The sequence below is a fragment of the uncultured Pseudomonas sp. genome, from assembly GCF_943846705.1.
Classification (GTDB): domain Bacteria; phylum Pseudomonadota; class Gammaproteobacteria; order Pseudomonadales; family Pseudomonadaceae; genus Aquipseudomonas.
This window is the reverse complement of record NZ_OX044366.1, coordinates 3358536-3375975: the sequence shown is the minus strand read 5'-3', so window position 1 is coordinate 3375975 and position 17440 is coordinate 3358536. Positions and strand designations below refer to the sequence as shown.

The following is a 17440-nucleotide window of genomic DNA, read 5'->3' as shown; positions in this document are numbered from 1 at the left end:
CAGTGCTGCTCAGCTATTTTCCAAGCTATGAATTTAAGCCGAGGAGAGCCACATAAAAGCAATTCTCTCCTCCCCCGGATTGATCTAACCAACCCACTGAGTGGTGTCGTCCAGCGCCCTGGCAAAGCGCTCTACAATCATTCCGACTTCCTGTTCGTTGACGATTAACGGCGGGCAGAAGGCCACGGCATCACCCATGGCGCGAGTAATCATGCCGTGTTCCTGGGCTCTGCCGGCCATGTAGCGTCCGAGGGTGCCTAGCGCCTGATACGGCGCCTTGCTCACGCGATCGCCAACTAGTTCTACCGCAGCGATCAGTCCACAACCGCGAATTTCGCCCACCAAGGGATGATCGATGAAATGCTGTAGGCCGCTGCGCAACAACTGGCCCATTTGCGCCGCATGCTCGACCAGGCTCTCCTCTTCAATAATCTTCAGGTTCTCCAAGGCCACGGCAGTAGCTACCGGATGACCGCTGCCGGTGAACCCATGCCCAAGCGCGCCAAGCGCTTGGCTCTGATCAGCGATGCCCTCAAATACTGGGGCATTGATCAGAATCGCCGCTATCGGCTGATAAGAAGATGACAGTTGCTTGGATAACACCATGATGTCCGGCTGGATACCAAAGGTCTGGCTGCCAAACATCTGCCCGGTACGCCCAAATCCACAGATTACCTCATCGGCGATAACCAGGATGTCGTACTTACGGCAAACTTTCTGGATCTTCTCCCAGTAGGTACGAGGCGGCACTATGACACCGCCAGCGCCCATCAATGGCTCGCCAATGAACGCTGCGATAGTCTCCGGGCCTTCGGCGAGAATCTTCTGCTCGAGCTCGACGGCAAGGCGGTCAGCGAAATGCTCTTCACTTTCACCGGCAAGGGCGAAACGATAATGGTGCGGGCAGCCGACATGCAGGAAGCCTGGAAGCGGCAGGTCGAAACCGCGCTGGTTGCCTGGAAGGCCAGTCAAGCTTGCGCTGGCGACGGTGATGCCGTGGTAGCCGTTGACCCGACTGATGAACTTCTTCTTGGCTGGTTTGCCTAGAGCGTTATTGAGGTACCAGACCATCTTCACTACAGTATCGTTAGCCTCGGAACCGGAGTTGGTGAAGAACACCTTACTCATAGGCACCGGCGCCATCTCGATCAGCTTTTCGGCTAACTCGATACTCGGGCGATGCGATTTGTGACTGAACAGGTGATAAAACGGCAGGGTGTTGAATTGCTGCTCAGCTGCCTTGATCAGACGTTGATTGCTAAAGCCAAGCGCGGCGCTCCACAACCCAGCCATCGCCTCGATATAACCCTTGCCCTGATCGTCATAAACATAGATACCCTCCCCGCGCTCGATGATCAGCGGGCCAAGCTCCTGATGAAGGCGAGCATTGGTGTAGGGGTGCAGTTGATACTGAATGTCTTTTTCTGGCAGCGAGGATACTGACTGGTTCATGGGGCGCTCTCAATATGACTAACAAGCATGGTTTCTGGGAGTAGCCTTATAAGTAGGCATCCGGCTTTTGATCACAATCACACACTTCAATTCGGTAACGAGTTCAGTAACGATGACTTGGCTCGGGGACGTTAAGTGCACTAGCCGATAGCCTATTAGACTGAGCCGGTGCGGGGCTTGTCGTCTTGCGCACAGTCTTGTTCGTTCCAGTGCACTGCCGAATTCGCCCCGCACTGCCTCATGCGGGATGTTGGTTTTTTACAAACCTGGGTAGCCCCTGCAGCTGTGCATCAATCTGCTTGATGATGTAGGCGCCTATGGGAATTGCAGAGGTAGCCGCCGGCGATGGTGCATTGCAGACGTTGACGCTACGGCGGGTATTGCGGAACAGGAAGTCCTCGATCAACTTGCCGTCCGCTGAAACCGCTTGGGCGCGGACGCCGGCCGGGTAAGGCTTGAGATCCTGCAGCGTTAAGCTGGGGCAGTACTTGCGTACTTGCTGTAGATAACCACGCTTGAACAGCGAGTTTTTCATCTCGATCAGGCCGGGCCGCAGATTGTCCTTGAGCACTTTAAGAATGCCCGGATTGGTGAGCATTGCGAACGTGTCGGACAAAGATATGTCACGCTTGCGATAGCCCTCACGCTTGAGTGCCAGCACAGCATTGGGACCGACTGTCACACTGCCGTCGATCATTCGCGTCAGGTGCACGCCGAGGAACGGCATGGAGGGATCGGGAATCGGGTAGATCAGGTGATTGACGATCCGGTTGTGCTGCTCAGGCAGCAAATAGTATTCGCCACGGAACGGGCAAATGCTAAAGCCAGGATCTAAGCCCAGTAGACATACAATGCGGTCGGCCATCAGACCCGAGCAGGTCACCAAAAAGCGTGCAATGACTTCTTCATGCTGGGTTTTAACCCGCATCTCCGTGGCGCGCTCTTCCAGGCCGATGACTTCGCTGTCGTAGCGAATCTCGCCACCGTGCCTCTGGAACTCGCGAGCCATGGCAGCGGTGACCTCGGCATAGTTAACGATACCACTGGAGGGCACGAAGATCCCGCCGATTCCGGTGATGTTCGGTTCGCGTTCCTTCAGTTGCTCCGCAGACAGCCACTCGCGCTCCAGACCATTGGCTGCAGTGCGCTCCCAAAGCGCGCGCATGCGCTGCATTTCCACCTCATTGGTGGCGACCAGCAACTTACCGCACTCATCGTAGATAATGCCGTGCTCGTTACAGAACGATTTGGTAGCACGGTTGCCTTCCAGGCAGAACTTCGCCTTCAAGCTACCCGGCGTGTAGTAGACGCCGGCGTGGATGACCCCGCTATTGTGCCCCGTCTGATGCTTAGCTGGCCCGGACTCTTTCTCGAGCAACAAGATTTTCGACTCTGGGTAGGCCTTGATTAATTGCATGGCAGTCGACATGCCGATAATGCCGCCCCCGATGATCACAAAATCGTACACCGCTATCACCTCTACTCGATCTGTTTTGCCCCGTGGACAAACGACAAGGGCTAAACCGCGCAGCCCCTGTTCAATTAATGGCAATTATTGGCCTTGCTGATGGCCGAGTTTGGGGTAACTGAAGTAACCGCGCTGGCGCATCAGTTCACGGCGCAGCCCAGGGTGAGGGGTGAAACGATCGCGGCCATGCAGCCAATACAGGTTATTAATCAGCAGGAAGCAGCCAACTGGCACCGGCACGGAAAGCTTCTGTTTACTGCCCTCCAGGGAGATAGACAGGTCGGTCAGCCAGTTGCCCTCGTCGAAGTCTTTGGGCTGAACAAATTGATCGATATAGCGAATAGTCGGCCGCCCTTCGGCGTCGACATCAAAGATCGAATGGAACACGTCCGTATCGACCCTTTTACTCGGCGGCGCGGTCCAGCGCATGACGCGCCGTGCTAGCGGATGATGGAAGAAAGCATGGCGATCCTCCCAGTCGTCCAGATGCAGGATCAGCGAGTTGCCACCTTCGATATTCTGCTCATCGATCTTCATCATCAGCACGTAGTCGGTGATCTGATCGACGAAAGTACCATCGTTGTGCAACTCCATTACCCGGTGAGGTTGGCGCAGGTAGCTGTCCGAATTATCGACGTTCTCGACCACGAAGCGTGCGTAGAACTGGCCGCTCATCGCATCAAAGTTCGACCGCCCCAGCAGGTGGGCCACAGCAGTCGAGAATTTGACCATATCATCAGCTTGTGCCACATCATTCAGGGCCTCCTGCTTGATTAACAGCCCTCCGGTGGCACGATCCATTAGGGCGTTGAGTAGCACCGGGCGCAGGCTGTTACCGCAGAGATCGTCAAGAATTTTGGCGAAGCGAAATCGCAAGAAGGACTTGTATTCCAGCGCCTGCACCGGCCACTCGGCCACTGCTACACAGAAAGCCTCTATCGTCGCCTTAGTGAAGGTCAGCTCGAACAAACGGGGCGACTGAGCGGAGGGTGAAAGAGAAAACCCCTTAACGGCGGTCGGTAGCGGCATCACAAGATCTTTGAGCTGGGTAAAGGCATTCATGGCAGAGTCCTGACGAAAAAATTGTCTGTACGCCGCCCCGAGATTTACCAGAACAGCCGGACTAAAAATATAGCTATTTTATAAAAATGTCTACGCTTTTATAAAATAGCGACACTCGGCAACTGCATCTCCACTTAGTAAATATTTCTGCAGTTGCGTATGATGGATAAAACCCGTTGAGGAGCATGGTTTATGGATACGCTCGCCCCCCGCCAAAACTCAGCAGTCAGCGGCTATGAGTGGCTCAAGCGGGACATAATTCAGGGCATGTTCAAGCCCGGAGAAAAACTGCGAATGACTGCGCTTAAGGAGCGCTACGACCTAGGCGTAGGCCCTCTGCGTGAAGCGCTATCGCATCTGATTGCGGAAAATCTGGTAGTAGCTATCAGTCAGCGTGGCTACCGCGTCGCTCCTATGTCGCTGAGCGAAATGCAGGACATCTATGACGCACGGGCCAATCTCGAAGCGCTGGTACTTAAGCTCGCCATCGAACGCGGCGATGACGCCTGGGAGGCCCAGGTGTTGGCCTATTCGCATACATTGGCCAAGGTAATGGAGGTCAAGACCCAGGAGCAGATGCTGGAAATATGGGATGCCCGACACAAGGCCTTCCATACAGCTATAGCCTCCGGCTGTGGGTCTAGACACCTGCTGCAGGCGCGCGCCTATCTGTTCGATCAGGCCGAGCGCTATCGCCAGCTGTGGCTGCGGCGCACGGTGCTATCCGAGGAGGCCTTGTCCCTGAAACGTCAAGAGCACAGCGAACTGGTAGAAGCTATCCTTGCCCGTGACGCAACGCGAGCAAGCGCCATGATGCAGGCTCATCTGATGACACCAGTACCGATCATCGAAGGGATCATGCGCAACAGCAACCTGAGAGCATCCCAGTCCGCCCCTGAAATCATGGGATAGTTACCGTGTCTCGCCCTTAGAGGGGGTGCCTGCGGAATTTCAGCATGTTTTTTGCAGGACAGACCTGAAGCAATTACTACCCAACACCATAGCTTTGCACCTAGCATGGTTCCGTCTTACGCTTGTGAAGCCTGCGCCGCTCTCAGCCCGCTCGCGTGAACCTAAAACAATAAGCTTGGCTTGATCAGCAACACCAGCTACGCATGAGTTTGCCAATGCAGACGACAAAGGCTTACCCAAGTTAGCGCCCGTATGGAATATCAGACGCCGATATATAACTGGTACTCCCGCAACGGTGAAAAGGCGTGGAGCCTTTATGGGGAGCTACGCCGAGTGACTTCTAATCCCCCAGAGCACATTGACAATAAAGTAACCGGCTACGGCTTTAACGAAACGGCTCGGGCTTCACTGGCAGTACAACTAAAGTGCTGGCGAAAATGCCGGGAAAATTGTGCCTGATCACTGAACCCCCAACGATATGCCAGCTCACCGATTGATAGGTGGCAGTGGGGATCACGTAGGCGTTGATATACAGCCTCCAATCGTTTCAGGCGAATCCATTCACCGAGACTGTAGGGCGTACTGAAAAATAATTTATGCAAATAGCGAACCGATAAGCCGCAGGCCTGAGCAATATGCTGCGGGTTTAGTTCAGCTGAACACAAGTTTCGGTCGATGTAGTGCTCGATACGCTGCAAATGCAGGGCAGCTAGACTCGAACTCTCACTATTAAGGACGCGCTCATCTTGGCGCAGAGCCATTAACAACGTCGAAAGCACCTGTTCCAGCAGCATATGACGGGCATCCGCATCGCATTCGTCGAAGCGCGCGGCACACATCGCCAGTTGATCAACAAAAATTCGTCCCAATCCACGCCGAGCCTCGAAACAGAAACGGGTGTAGCGCTCGGCTCCACGTATCTGTCCATGTAGCGCGCGCTCAGGCAGCTTGAATACCCAAAGGTCGTTGTCGCAGGAGTAGTGAAAACGATAAGGCGCATCGCCTCGCTCGAAGATGAACCCACCTGGCTTACAATGGAGCTCACGACCGTCTTGCTCGAAGTGTACTTCGGTAAGGCGCGGCACTGTTACAAGGTAACAGGGTTCAGTATCTTCGCTAACCTGGCTCTCGCTGCGCGAATAGCCTAGCTGACTGGAGCGCAGGCGCGATAACGCCAACGGCGTACTGCCCGTTTTCCAAATTTTCAGGCTGCCTTGGAAAATGGCGCTGGAATTGAACTCCAACGACAATGGAAAATATGTATTGCCGATGGCTTCGGCCCAACGCGATTGCCTTTCTCCCTCAGGCCAATACCGCGTAGACAATTGATCTGTCATGAAAGGTCCTCAATTTGTAGTTATTATGAGGGCGGCACCAACGGTGAATGCCGTCGGTGCCGTTGTTACACAATCCTTTGTTAAAAATCCCTGACGGTCAATGACCGGGAGTCAGTTCATATGTGGCCGAGGGATCCAGACTGACCCGCCAGCCCGGTGGAACAACGATGTTTGTGGTCGCTTCCTCAATCACACAGGGACCTTGAATAATCTGCCCTACTTCTATGCGGTCGCCGTTGTACACAGGCGTGTCCTGCCAATCGTCTTGCGCATTGAACAGCATCGGACGATGACCAGCCGGAATCGCGGCCGTTGCCTTGAGCGGGGTTGCAAGTTCAGGCATTGGTGGACGCTGTAACCGCGCGATCACCGAGCACTCTAGATTAACTAGTTCGACCGGGCTGTTAGGCTCACTGAAGGAAAACAGCGCCTTGTGCCGCTGGTGGAAGGATTCGCGCAGGGCCGCCAGGCTGCTACGGTCGAGCCGGTCGCAGCTCAGTTCGACGCTGCACTCGTGGATCTGTCCGAGGTAACGAATCTCCAGGCTGTACTGGCATTCAATACGATTGTCACCACCGAAACCATCGTCTCGCAGGTTCGTCATACCACGCTCGCGTAACTGCTGCAGGGCCTGGTTTAGTTGCTCCAAATCGACGAACTCGTCATCCAAACGCATCGGCAAAGTAGTCAGCTGATCATAGCGGATGTCAGAGAGAATCTGGCCGAAGGCGCACAGCCCCGAAGCCACCTTGGGAATCAGCACAACCTTGCTGCCGATTTCCTCAGCTAGTCGCATCACGTGCATGCCCGCTGCACCACCGGCACCGATCAGGGCGAAGTCACGGGGATCATAACCACGCTCAATGGACACGCGGCGGATACCACTAACCATGTTCAGGTTAACCAGGGTAATGATACCGACGGCCGCGCGCTCGACACTGATACCCAGCGGTTCGGCAATTTTACTGCGGATCGCATCGATCGCGGCTTGTCGATTTAGACGGATGCTGCCACCGAGCAGTGCACCATCAGCCAGATAACCGAGCGCCAGGTTAGCATCGGTTACAGTCGGCTCGACCCCACCCTTTCCATAACACACAGGCCCGGGGTTAGCCCCGGCACTGCGTGGACCGACCTGGAGCATGCCGAAGTCGTCAAGGTGGGCGATCGAGCCACCGCCGGCGCCAAGGGTTTCCACCTGAATCATTGGCACGCCGATACGGTAACGGAGGAAGTCGCTGTCTTTGCTGAAGTTGGTGCGACCGCCTTTGCTAAGAGTGATGTCGAACGAGGTACCACCCATATCGACGGTGATTACGTTGTCGATACCGAATGGCTGGGCCACGCACAAGCCGGCTTGCGGGGCAGATGCCGGACCGGAGTTGATCGCGTTGACCGCCCGCTCACGCATTACCACGCCAGGAGCCAGACCTCCGTTGGACTGGAAATAGCGGGTAGGCTGCTGCGCGCCCAGCTCCTCGAACAGCGCGTCGATGCGTTCGATATAACGACCCATCACTGGGCTAAGGTAGGCGTTGACCACGGTTGTCGAGGTGCGTGTGTATTCGCGAATCTGCGGGAACACCTCGTGGCCGCTGCAGACAAATACGTCAGGTAAAGCCGCACGCACCATAGCCATAGCGCGCTGCTCGTGACTAGGGTTGCGCACCGACCAGACGAAGGAGATCGCCACCGCCTGCACCTGTTGTTCGCGGAAGTAGTCGATGGCGGCATGAATCGCCGCCTCGTCTAGCGGGCTGAACTCGCTGCCGTCACTGATAATACGCCCGCCGATTGGACGGCGCAGGTGGCGCGGCACTAACATATGCGCCGGTGGATAAGTGGCGTCATAGCGATGGCCATCTTCTTTGTGGCCAAGGCGAATTTCCAGGCTGTCTTCATGGCCATCGGTACACAGCAGGCCCACCTTGACCCCGGTCTTTTCGATCAGTGCGTTGAGCGCCACAGTCGTCCCGTTGATGCACAGATCGCAGTCGGCAATGATCTCGGCTGGTGTACGGCCGAGGGCATCGGCGATTTGCGCCAGACCGTTGCGTATGGCCAGGGTGCCGTCATGTGGGGTGGACGGCGCCTTGAACAACTGCACGTTGCCCTGATGGTCGGCGAGGATGAAATCAGTGAAGGTGCCGCCGGCATCGATGCCCAGGCGATATTGTTGTTTGCTCATTTTCGAATTCTCTGCATTGCTCAAAGGGGCTGTGCTCAGTGCGCGGCTCGGTGTGCGTGGGTTGCGGCTTCATCGAGTTGGCCGTTGCCGTCAATCACTACGCCGTATTCAAGGCGCGCGCCGTCAATCGAGACCAAGCCGTTGCGCACATCGGCTAGAACCGTGGCCAGCGGACGACGTAGTGGGTCGCCATAGCCACCACCGCCCGGGTTGACGTTGATTACGCGCTCACCTGGTTGTGCGGTCAGCAGAGTGTTCTGGATGTAATGGTCTTCCTCACCGTCGACATGTCTATGGATCAAGCGGCCGAGCTTGGGCTCGAGCAGAACATTCTTCGCCCCTGCCGCACCGGCGGTAGGCAGCTGCCGGCCCTCACCGAAACCGACCACGGTCATGGCGTGCTTCAGCGGCTCGAGCTCCAGGCGAGTACCAGAGCCACCGCGGAATTCACCGGCGCCACCACTGTCGGTCATCAGGCTGTAGCGGTGTATCAGTACCGGATAGGAGTACTCAAGCAGTTCGATATCGCCGGACATCAGCGCGCCGAAGCAGCACAGCGGGCCGCAAGCAGGCCAACCATCCATAGCCTTGTTAGCGCCAGCGCCGGAGATGACCGAGGCCAGCACCATGGTCACATATTCATCGTTGTTGTTGCGTGGGTCGTGCCCAGCGATATTGATCCCGCTGGCATGCCCCCAGGAGGCGGTCACACGCTCCGGAGCCGCCTGTTCAAGGGCCAGACGCACGGCATCGGCGAGGGTTTCCATCGGAGTAGTGGTGCAGTTGACGTGCGGTGCCGGCTCCTGGGCGTTGCACAGAGTACCGGACGGGCCAAGGTCTACACTCACGCAGCGATAGAGGCCTTCATTGTAGGGCGGTGGCACCTGGGCGAACATCATCAGTCCGAGGTAAACCCCGGAGATCGAATTGCCCGCGTAGGAGTTGATGAAGTAAGGCACCTGCGGCGGGCTCTCTATCAGAACGTGCGCCTCGTCGCCGCGAATTTCCACCTGGGCAGTGATCGACAATTCTCCCAGACCATGACCGGAGTCTTCGAGAATGGCAGTGCCGCTGTAGAAACCGTCTGGCACATCACGCAACAATGCGCGCATATGACGGTCTGCCATATCTTTCAGCTCGGTAATGCACGCTCGGACCTGGTCGACGCCATAGCGATCGAGCAACTCGATCAGGTGACGCTCGCCCACGCTGCAAGCACCGTACTGGGCATTCAGATCGCCTTCTTGATAGGCGCGGGCGCGCATGTTGGTCAGCAGCAGGTTGATTACGTCTTCCCGGCGCTGGCCCTGGGCCCACAACTTGACAGGCGGGATGCGCAGGCCCTCTGCGTAGATTTCTTTTGCGTCCGGGTTGTAGCCGGCCGGTACCGGGCCGCCAATATCGGTCAGGTGGCCCTTGCAGACCGTCCAGAACACCAGCTCGCCCTTATAGAACACCGGTTTGTACATGCAGCAGTCGAGGATATGACTGCCCATGTAGGCTGGATCGTTATGATAAATAACATCGCCCTCGGCAATCTCATCACCGAAGAAGCCAGCAACGCATTTCATCGCTGGGATAAGCGAACCGAGATGAATAGGAATGTCCTGGCCTTGCAGGATCATTTCCGGGAGGTGATCGAAGAGTGCGTTGGAATAGTCGTGGGCGAGGTTGAACACGCTCGAGCGACTGGTCTTTTCCAGCGTCAGGGTCATTTCTCGCTGGGCTGTTTCGAGCGCACCGCGCACGACTGCCAGGGTGATCGGGTCTACTGTGTTCATGGGTCACCACAAATCTTGTTTTTGTCTGGGGAGGCGTGACGGATGTCTTGCCCACATCGCTAATCTACGCGCGGGCCTAGCGGCTGGCTTGTCTTCAAGCGCACCGTTTTTTGGCCTGAAGTGAACTGTTTCTACTGGTGCATCTACTCAAGATCTAATGCCGGGAGGCCGGAACGCTGCGATCGGGTAGGAGGCGGCCTCACGGCCGCCGTCCTCCCACACCACCGTGCGTACGGTTCCGTACACGGCGGTTCAGGCCATGCGGTTAAGCCGATTGATCGTATCCAGTATCGAGACCAGTCAAAGTCTGTCCCATAGCTTCTTCGGCAGCGCCTGATTCATATGCGGCGCTCCTGAGTTCCACCACGGGCCTCGGCCATTGAAGGCCGACTTGCAGGCACGCTCCTCGCTCAATCCCAGGCGCATCAGGTTGCGCGCCCTCGTAGAGGGCTGCTTCCATTGCCGCCAGATGACACAGCGAAGTTTGTGCCTGACCCAGCCATCCAGCTCTTCCAGTGGACGCTTGCTCTGGCTGAGCTTGAAGTAGCCTGCCCAGCCTCGCAGCACCGGGTTTACCCGCTCGATGACATTCGCCATCTTGTGGCCCCGCACCCCTCGCAGCAGTTCCCTGAGACGGTCGCGCACACGGCGCAGGCTCATGGTTGCCACTCGCAGTCTAGGCTGCGAGTGCCAACTCATCCCATACCCCAGGTAGTCGCATTTCCACGACCCAGCCACGCGACTCTTGTCCCGATTCAGTCTCAGTTTCAGACGGTGATTCAGGAACCGCTCGACACTGGCCAGCACTCGTTCGCCAGCACGCGGACTACGGACATAAATGTTCGCGTCATCGGCATAGCGCACGAAGCGATGGCCTCGCCGCTCCAACTCACGGTCGAGTTCATCGAGCAGGATGTTCGACAGCAGCGGCGAAAGCGGGCCGCCTTGCGGCGCCCCCTCCTGCCGATGGCTGACAACCCCGCCCGACATGACGCCCGCTTCGAGGTAACGGCGGATGAGTCTGAGCACCTGTTTGTCTTCGACATGGCGCTCAACACAGAACATCAGGATGTCGTGGTTGACCCGATCAAAGAACTTCTCCAGATCGAGTTCCACGCAACACCTATGACCCGCCGCCACATGGGTGCGGGCCATCTCGACAGCCTGGTGAGCGCTTCTGCCCGGACGGAAGCCGTAGCTATAGTCCGAGAACAGCGGATCGAAGATCGGCGTGAGCTGTTGCAGCAGGGCTTGCTGGATCAGGCGATCCACGACACTGGGAATGCCCAGTTGCCGCATACCGCCCTGCGGTTTGGGAATTTCGACCGCCCGCACTGCCTGGGGATGGTATTCACCTGCCAGCAGCCTGACCTTCAGGATGGGCCAATACTGTTTCACGTAGCCTGCCAAGTCGGCGACCGTCATGCCATCGGCACCCGGCGCCCCCTTGTTGCTGACCACGCGCTGATACGCACGCTTGAGATTGAGCGGCGCAAGCACCCGCTCCATCAGCGTGTCCGGCTCCGCGTTCATCCACGTCACCGACGCCGCCGATACCTCTGCGCTGTCAGGCGTCATCCTCGGCCTCTGGCCGGGACTCGGGGTGACAGTCTTCTCTTGGAGAAATTTCTGCATTTCGGTTATCGACGAGACGCTGACGCCTACTGGCGGCATGACCTGTTCGGCCCTTGATGGCGTGGTTGACCGCCACTTACTACGGCCTCGGCTGACTTCTGCACGCCCATCCCGTCGCCTCTCGACAATCGGTAGCACAATGGCAAGCGTACAGATCTCCCAGGGTAATTCGCGCGACCTTCCTGCTTATGCCTGTCGGATCTACGTCGCAGCGTTCCGTGCAAGTATCGGGCTTTGGCGATTATGGCCACCTCACCCCGCTGCGCCGCCTCATCCGCTTCCTGTTCGTCAGGCCAGCATTTTGTCTCGGGCTTCCTTCAGATTCGCAGTCGCCCGCGACACCCTTGCCTTCAGCTAACACTTCCCCTTGCCGGGTGTGTAGAGGACTTTCACCTCCAAGTCGCCAGGCTCACCACCACAGTGAACCCGACAGCGCCAGTCACGGCGCTACGCGCCATGCCTGGCGCACCATAAAAAAACGCCAGCACATGGCTGGCGAAAATAGGAGCGTGAGTGGTTGCTAGGGGCGCTTATTGCCTCAGAAGTAGTAACCGATATTGGTATACAACTGGTTTTCCCAGCGTTCGCTACCGCCGGCGCCCAGGCTCTGGGTGTAGCTACCGCCACCGATGTAGGGATCGTGCTTGCCGTGCAACCACTCGACGGCGATCCATAGGTCTTTCAGCGAGAAAGATGTGCCAAGGATGAAGCGCTGGGAATCCTCGAAGCTGGACTCATCCTTGTCGAACAGGCTGTAGTTACCGTAAACCTTGACACCAGAGAGCCACCCGAGTGAGCCAGGAATGTCATAGCTGAGGTCGGCTACATAGAGGTTACCCTTGGCGGCAACGTTAAAGGTGCCGTCGAAGCTGCCGAAGCTAACCAGCTTGTCTCTGCCGGGATTCTCCGGGCTCATGTCCTGGCGAGTGGCTTGCAGTTGCACGCCCCAGGGGCCATTCTTGCCCGAGTAGTGGACTGCTAGGGCATTTCGGCGGCCGCTATCACGACTGTCCTGGTTCTGCAGCGTCGAGGTCAATGCCGAGGCGCCGATCTCCGACTGCCAGCTCCCAAGCTTTAGGTTGCGGGCCAGACGCCCGACTAAGATGTCGCGCTCGTGGTTATCGCTGCCGTCGACGACGTAGTCATCTGCCGTAGCAACACTGGTTGCATAGGTCCGCCCGCCGCGGCTTGTACCTTGACCCTGATCAGCCGGGCTTAGGTAGTAAGCGAGTTGGAAGTTCCAGTCATCCTGCTGCTGGATGTATTTAACACCAAGGTTCGCAATGTCTTCCAGGCCGATCACGCTGCCCAAGGTCAAGAAGAAAGTGCTGCCGGCATAGGGCAGCAGGCCGAACGGAATCTTGTTTAGTCCCACCTGAATCTGACGCGACTCATCGAACTTGTAGCCGATCCATGCATATTCGGCGAAGGCGATGTCACCGATCTTGTCGGTATAGTCGAAAGGGTAAGCGTCGCCATAGAAACGGTATTTAGCCGCGCCGATCCAACTATCGGAGTTGTAGGTAGCGGTGAGAAAGGCAGTATCGAAACTCAGCTTCTCGATATCCCGGTCGGGGTCGTAGTCGATACGCGCACGCACGGCGCCGCCAATGTCCAAGTTGTCATTGATAGCCACCGCACCTGCGGGTAGCGCGAGCGATGCCAACAATGGAAGTAATATGAGAGTTGCTTGTGGGTGCAGGTTGATCATTTTCATGAATTGGCTCTTAGCATTGTTAGTCTTTTTTTCAGCTACGCAGCACTAAGCCGCTGCGGTGTTGCGGCTTAGTTTTGGATCGGGTTTGGTAGCTGCAGCAAGTTGCCGGAGCCGAATACATCGGCCCGGTGGGCGCCGATATTGGTTTCAGCTGCAGCTGGTGCGGACAAACCAGCTGCGTTTGGCGCTGTTGAGTAGCAGCCAGTAGCTGGCGAACGCGCAGACAAAGGTCACCGGCGCTGAGAAGGTCGCCAGCGTTGCTCCGCCGAAATTCAGCAGCACTATCCCCAGGCCAGCGGCAAAGAACCAGGCGATCAAGCCGCACGGGTTGAAGGCGTTGACTCGTTCGAGAGCGAATTCAATATTGCCCTCGAACAGCTGGGTATATTTCGGCGAGAAAATATGCGCCAAAGCGATCGCTACCCAAGCCACTACAAAGATGCTCTGGTATGCCAGGGCTTGCAGAATGTAGCTGAACACATTGAGCAACATCATTGTGTAGACCACGATGCCAACTACTACGGCCCATGCCATATAAGGCACAGCCGCCAAGCCAAAACGGCCGAAGAACGCATGCATGTTGCTAGCGGCCATGAAGAAATTTGCGGTATTGATACGGGTCTGGCTGACCCAAACGAACAACAACCCCCAGATACCCATCAGCTCGACAATGGCCAGCACCACCGAGACCTCAGACAGGCCGCCCTCTGTGGGAATGGTGGCGGCGAGAAAGATGCCGACCAGACCGTTAATAAGAAAGCTGAAGATATAGAATGGTAGGCCGAAGTTAAATTTAGCGTGGTAGCTGGCGTCCTGCTTACGACCGAAGCGTGCGTAGTCCCAGGTGTACATCATGAGAATCCACACTCCCATGAAATAGGTGAAACAGTCCCACCAGCCATTACTTACTGGCCCGCTCTCAGGCCCCATTTCCAACCAGGCAGAACTGTAGCCGTATTCACCGACGGCCATCGCTACTACGGCAATCAGACCAATCAGGTAGAGCGGCAGCAGCACGCCATTGAACTTATCCAGCCAGGTCTGCACGCTACCGAACACCAGTGGCACGCTGTATAGCACCACTATTAGGTAGGCTTGATTGAGCGTGATGTCGGACACGTAGTGTTGGATAGCAATGGCGATCACCGAGCCTTCAAACACGCTGTAGTAGATCGCCGTGGCGAAGAAAATCAGGGTGGCCAGTGCTGCGCCGGCGCGTCCGAATAGCACCCGGGAGAAGAGTGCGACCGATAATCCGGTCTTAATGGCGTAGCGGGCAATGACCCCGTTGATGGCCGCATAAGTTACGACCGACAAGAGTAAGCCGATTATGGCATTCATCGTACCAAAGCTCATTGCCAGGGTGGCGGACACCACCAGCCAAAACATAGCACTGCAGATGGCCCACCAAGCCATCGTCAGTGAGCCTTTGCTCATGCGGTGTTCTTCCGGAACCGCGACGGTGCTGTAGTCGATACTATCGACCTGTTTTTTGATGTTTCCGGCCATGGCTCTTCTCTTGTTTTTGTAATGAGTGGAGTCATGATCATAAGTACTTCAGGCGGGCGACCACTTGCTGCTGAGCGCACTCTCTTTTGTCATACCTGAAGCTTCTTGCTCTCTGGAAGATGGCCCACCCAGACGAAACTCCTCCAGCGGAAAGCGATGAGAAAATCTCTCAGGCTGTCCAAGTCAGAATAAAAGACCTCAATGACGCTATGGCTTACATCTCTTTCCGAGAGAGCGTTATTAGCGAGCGAGTCACCTAACAACACCTACACTCAGCGTGATAGCCAGACAGACAACATAGCGCTTAAACGTTTCAAGCCAGTAGGACTACAAGCAAAGCACTCAATGACGGGCTCGAGGCCGATTCAATCTCGGCACAACCACCCTAAGCCAGCAACCAGCACTACATGCTACAAGAAGTCAAAACCGGGTACAAAACCGGGTACAAAGAATAACGAAAACAACCAGAATGCCTAAGCTCAAACGCTCAAGCATCAGACTTACCGCATAACGTGTAAGTCAAAAAATTGTCTTTCCCGCACGTCAACTCTATGTTTCAAATGCATTAGCCCTGAAACCCGCACGCCACTTGAGTATGCACGCATAGCACAATTCTATAGGTATTGCAACACATTCCTTTAGGGCTTCAGATCACTTGCTGCAACTGCGGCACGACCTCGAACAAGTCACCCACTAGACCGTAATCCGCCACCTGAAAAATCGGCGCCTCTTCGTCCTTGTTGATTGCCACGATGACCTTGGAGTCTTTCATCCCGGCCAGGTGCTGGATGGCACCGCTGATGCCGACGGCGATGTACAGCTGCGGCGCGACGATCTTGCCGGTCTGGCCAACCTGCATGTCGTTGGGCACGAAACCGGCGTCGACCGCAGCGCGCGAAGCACCGACGGCGGCGCCGAGCTTGTCGGCCAGGGCATACAGGTGCTTGAAGTTGTCGCCGTTCTGCATGCCGCGACCGCCGGAGACGACGATCTTGGCCGCGGTCAGTTCCGGACGATCGGACTTGGCCAGCGCCTCAAAGACGAAGGCCGAGATGCCGGCGTCGCCGCCAACGGCCACGGCTTCCACGACAGCACTGCCGCCTTCGCCGGCCACCGGATCGAAACCGGTGGCACGCACGGTGATCACCTTCACCGCCGCCGAAGACTGCACGGTGGCGATGGCGTTACCGGCGTAGATCGGCCGCTTGAAAGTGTCGGCGCTTTCCACGGCGATGATTTCGGAGATCTGGTCGACGTCCAGCTGGGCGGCGACGCGCGGCAGGATGTTCTTGCCGTTGCTGGTGGCGGCGGCGAGGATGTGGCTGTAACCCTTGCCCCCTGCTTCTTGAACAAGAGCAGCTACCAGCGGCGCAACGTTTTCCGGCAGCTGATGGGCGAAGGCGGCGTTGTCGGCCACCAGCACCTTGGCCACGCCGGCGAGCTTGGCAGCCGCTTCGGCGGCGGCGCCACAGGCGGCACCGGCAACCAGGAGGTGGATGTCGCCACCGATCTTCTGCGCAGCGGCCACGGTGTTGAGAGTGGCCGGCGCCAGGGCGGCATTGGTGTGTTCAGCGATAACCAGGATAGTCATTTAGATTACCTTCGCCTCGTTCTTCAGTTTCTCGACCAGTTCCGCCACCGACTTGACCTTGATGCCGGCCTGGCGGGCAGCCGGCGCTTCGACTTTCAGGGTCTTCACGGTGGACGCGGTGGCAACGCCCAGGGCGTCCGGGGTGAGCACCTCCAGCGGCTTCTTCTTGGCCTTCATGATGTTCGGCAAGGAGGCGTAGCGCGGCTCGTTCAGACGCAGGTCGGTGGTGACGATCGCCGGCAGGTTCAACGCCACGGTCTGCAGGCCGCCGTCGATCTCGCGGGTCACGTTGACCTTGTCGCCCGCCACTTCGACCTTGGAGGCGAAGGTGCCTTGGCCGAAGCCGGTCAGCGCGCCGAGCATCTGGCCGGTCTGGTTGTTGTCGCTGTCGATGGCCTGCTTGCCGAGGATCACCAGCTGCGGCTGCTCCTTGTCGACCACGGCCTTGAGCAGCTTGGCCACGGCCAGGGAGTTCAGCTCGTCAGCACCCTCTTCCTTGACAGCCTCGACCAGGATGGCGCGGTCGGCACCGAGGGCCAAAGCAGTACGCAGCTGCTCTTGCGCCGCCGTCGGGCCGATCGACACCACGACGATTTCACTGGCAACGCCCTTCTCTTTCAGGCGTACGGCTTCTTCCACGGCGATTTCGCAGAAGGGGTTCATCGACATCTTAACGTTGGCGAGATCGACGCCGCTGTTGTCCGCCTTGACGCGAACCTTGACGTTGTAATCGACCACACGCTTGATCGCTACGAGGACTTTCATAAAGGCTCCATGGGAAAAATTGC

The 17440-nt window shown here is 57.1% G+C and carries 12 protein-coding genes; 1 reads left to right on the top strand and 11 read right to left on the bottom strand.

Features of this window, described 5'->3' with window-relative positions; all coding sequences use genetic code 11:
* Positions 1–84 precede the first annotated feature (84 nt).
* The 3 genes from Q0V31_RS15960 to glaH all read right to left on the bottom strand — a co-directional run bounded on the left by Q0V31_RS15960 (position 85) and on the right by glaH (position 3982).
* Positions 85–1452, bottom strand: a complete 1368-nt coding sequence (locus tag Q0V31_RS15960; protein WP_023048105.1) for an aspartate aminotransferase family protein — start codon at positions 1450–1452, stop codon at positions 85–87.
* Between the two features lie 238 nt (positions 1453–1690).
* Positions 1691–2920, bottom strand: coding sequence for an L-2-hydroxyglutarate oxidase (lhgO, locus tag Q0V31_RS15955; protein WP_023048104.1), 1230 nt, complete (start codon positions 2918–2920; stop codon positions 1691–1693).
* 84 nt (positions 2921–3004) lie between these two features.
* The gene (glaH, locus tag Q0V31_RS15950; protein ID WP_023628647.1) at positions 3005–3982 is read right to left on the bottom strand and encodes a glutarate dioxygenase GlaH; all 978 of its coding nucleotides are present in this window, start codon (positions 3980–3982) and stop codon (positions 3005–3007) included.
* A 192-nt stretch (positions 3983–4174) separates the two neighbouring features.
* Here glaH and csiR point away from each other — a divergent pair, with 192 nt between their 5' ends.
* A complete protein-coding gene (gene csiR, locus Q0V31_RS15945) occupies positions 4175–4894 on the top strand; it encodes a DNA-binding transcriptional regulator CsiR (RefSeq protein WP_023048102.1) in 720 nt (239 codons plus the stop codon).
* Between the two features lie 377 nt (positions 4895–5271).
* Here the strand turns inward: csiR and Q0V31_RS15940 are convergent, their stop codons facing one another.
* From Q0V31_RS15940 to Q0V31_RS15905, 8 genes are all read right to left on the bottom strand, one after another.
* Positions 5272–6231, bottom strand: coding sequence for a helix-turn-helix domain-containing protein (locus Q0V31_RS15940; RefSeq protein ID WP_033902870.1), 960 nt, complete (start codon positions 6229–6231; stop codon positions 5272–5274).
* A gap of 97 nt (positions 6232–6328) precedes the next feature.
* Complete coding sequence (locus Q0V31_RS15935) at positions 6329–8419, bottom strand: hydantoinase/oxoprolinase family protein (protein ID WP_024075426.1); 2091 nt, start codon at positions 8417–8419, stop codon at positions 6329–6331.
* Between the two features lie 35 nt (positions 8420–8454).
* Positions 8455–10200, bottom strand: a complete 1746-nt coding sequence (locus Q0V31_RS15930) for a hydantoinase B/oxoprolinase family protein (protein ID WP_024075427.1) — start codon at positions 10198–10200, stop codon at positions 8455–8457.
* 300 nt (positions 10201–10500) lie between these two features.
* Complete coding sequence (gene ltrA / locus Q0V31_RS15925) at positions 10501–11874, bottom strand: group II intron reverse transcriptase/maturase (protein ID WP_049950174.1); 1374 nt, start codon at positions 11872–11874, stop codon at positions 10501–10503.
* Between the two features lie 499 nt (positions 11875–12373).
* Positions 12374–13546 carry a porin gene (locus tag Q0V31_RS15920; protein WP_031637015.1) on the bottom strand — a complete coding sequence of 391 codons (1173 nt, stop codon included), beginning with the start codon at positions 13544–13546 and terminating at the stop codon, positions 12374–12376.
* Positions 13547–13699: 153 nt separating this feature from the next.
* The gene (locus tag Q0V31_RS15915; protein WP_024075428.1) at positions 13700–15061 is read right to left on the bottom strand and encodes a cytosine permease; all 1362 of its coding nucleotides are present in this window, start codon (positions 15059–15061) and stop codon (positions 13700–13702) included.
* Positions 15062–15707: 646 nt separating this feature from the next.
* Positions 15708–16652, bottom strand: coding sequence for an FAD-binding protein (locus Q0V31_RS15910; RefSeq protein WP_023662939.1), 945 nt, complete (start codon positions 16650–16652; stop codon positions 15708–15710).
* Positions 16653–17417, bottom strand: coding sequence for an electron transfer flavoprotein subunit beta/FixA family protein (locus Q0V31_RS15905; protein WP_023048095.1), 765 nt, complete (start codon positions 17415–17417; stop codon positions 16653–16655).
* Between the last annotated feature and the right edge of the window lie 23 nt (positions 17418–17440).

Excerpts from the sequence above, each read along its gene's own strand:
- Q0V31_RS15960 (WP_023048105.1), bottom strand. The coding sequence starts at position 1,452 with ATGAACCAGTCAGTATCCTCGCTGCCAGAAAAAGACATTCAGTATCAA.
- glaH (WP_023628647.1), bottom strand. The coding sequence starts at position 3,982 with ATGAATGCCTTTACCCAGCTCAAAGATCTTGTGATGCCGCTACCGACC.
- csiR (WP_023048102.1), top strand. The coding sequence starts at position 4,175 with ATGGATACGCTCGCCCCCCGCCAAAACTCAGCAGTCAGCGGCTATGAG.
- Q0V31_RS15940 (WP_033902870.1), bottom strand. The coding sequence starts at position 6,231 with ATGACAGATCAATTGTCTACGCGGTATTGGCCTGAGGGAGAAAGGCAA.
- Q0V31_RS15935 (WP_024075426.1), bottom strand. The coding sequence starts at position 8,419 with ATGAGCAAACAACAATATCGCCTGGGCATCGATGCCGGCGGCACCTTC.
- Q0V31_RS15930 (WP_024075427.1), bottom strand. The coding sequence starts at position 10,200 with ATGAACACAGTAGACCCGATCACCCTGGCAGTCGTGCGCGGTGCGCTC.
- ltrA (WP_049950174.1), bottom strand. The coding sequence starts at position 11,874 with ATGCCGCCAGTAGGCGTCAGCGTCTCGTCGATAACCGAAATGCAGAAA.
- Q0V31_RS15920 (WP_031637015.1), bottom strand. The coding sequence starts at position 13,546 with ATGATCAACCTGCACCCACAAGCAACTCTCATATTACTTCCATTGTTG.
- Q0V31_RS15915 (WP_024075428.1), bottom strand. The coding sequence starts at position 15,061 with ATGGCCGGAAACATCAAAAAACAGGTCGATAGTATCGACTACAGCACC.
- Q0V31_RS15910 (WP_023662939.1), bottom strand. The coding sequence starts at position 16,652 with ATGACTATCCTGGTTATCGCTGAACACACCAATGCCGCCCTGGCGCCG.
- Q0V31_RS15905 (WP_023048095.1), bottom strand. The coding sequence starts at position 17,417 with ATGAAAGTCCTCGTAGCGATCAAGCGTGTGGTCGATTACAACGTCAAG.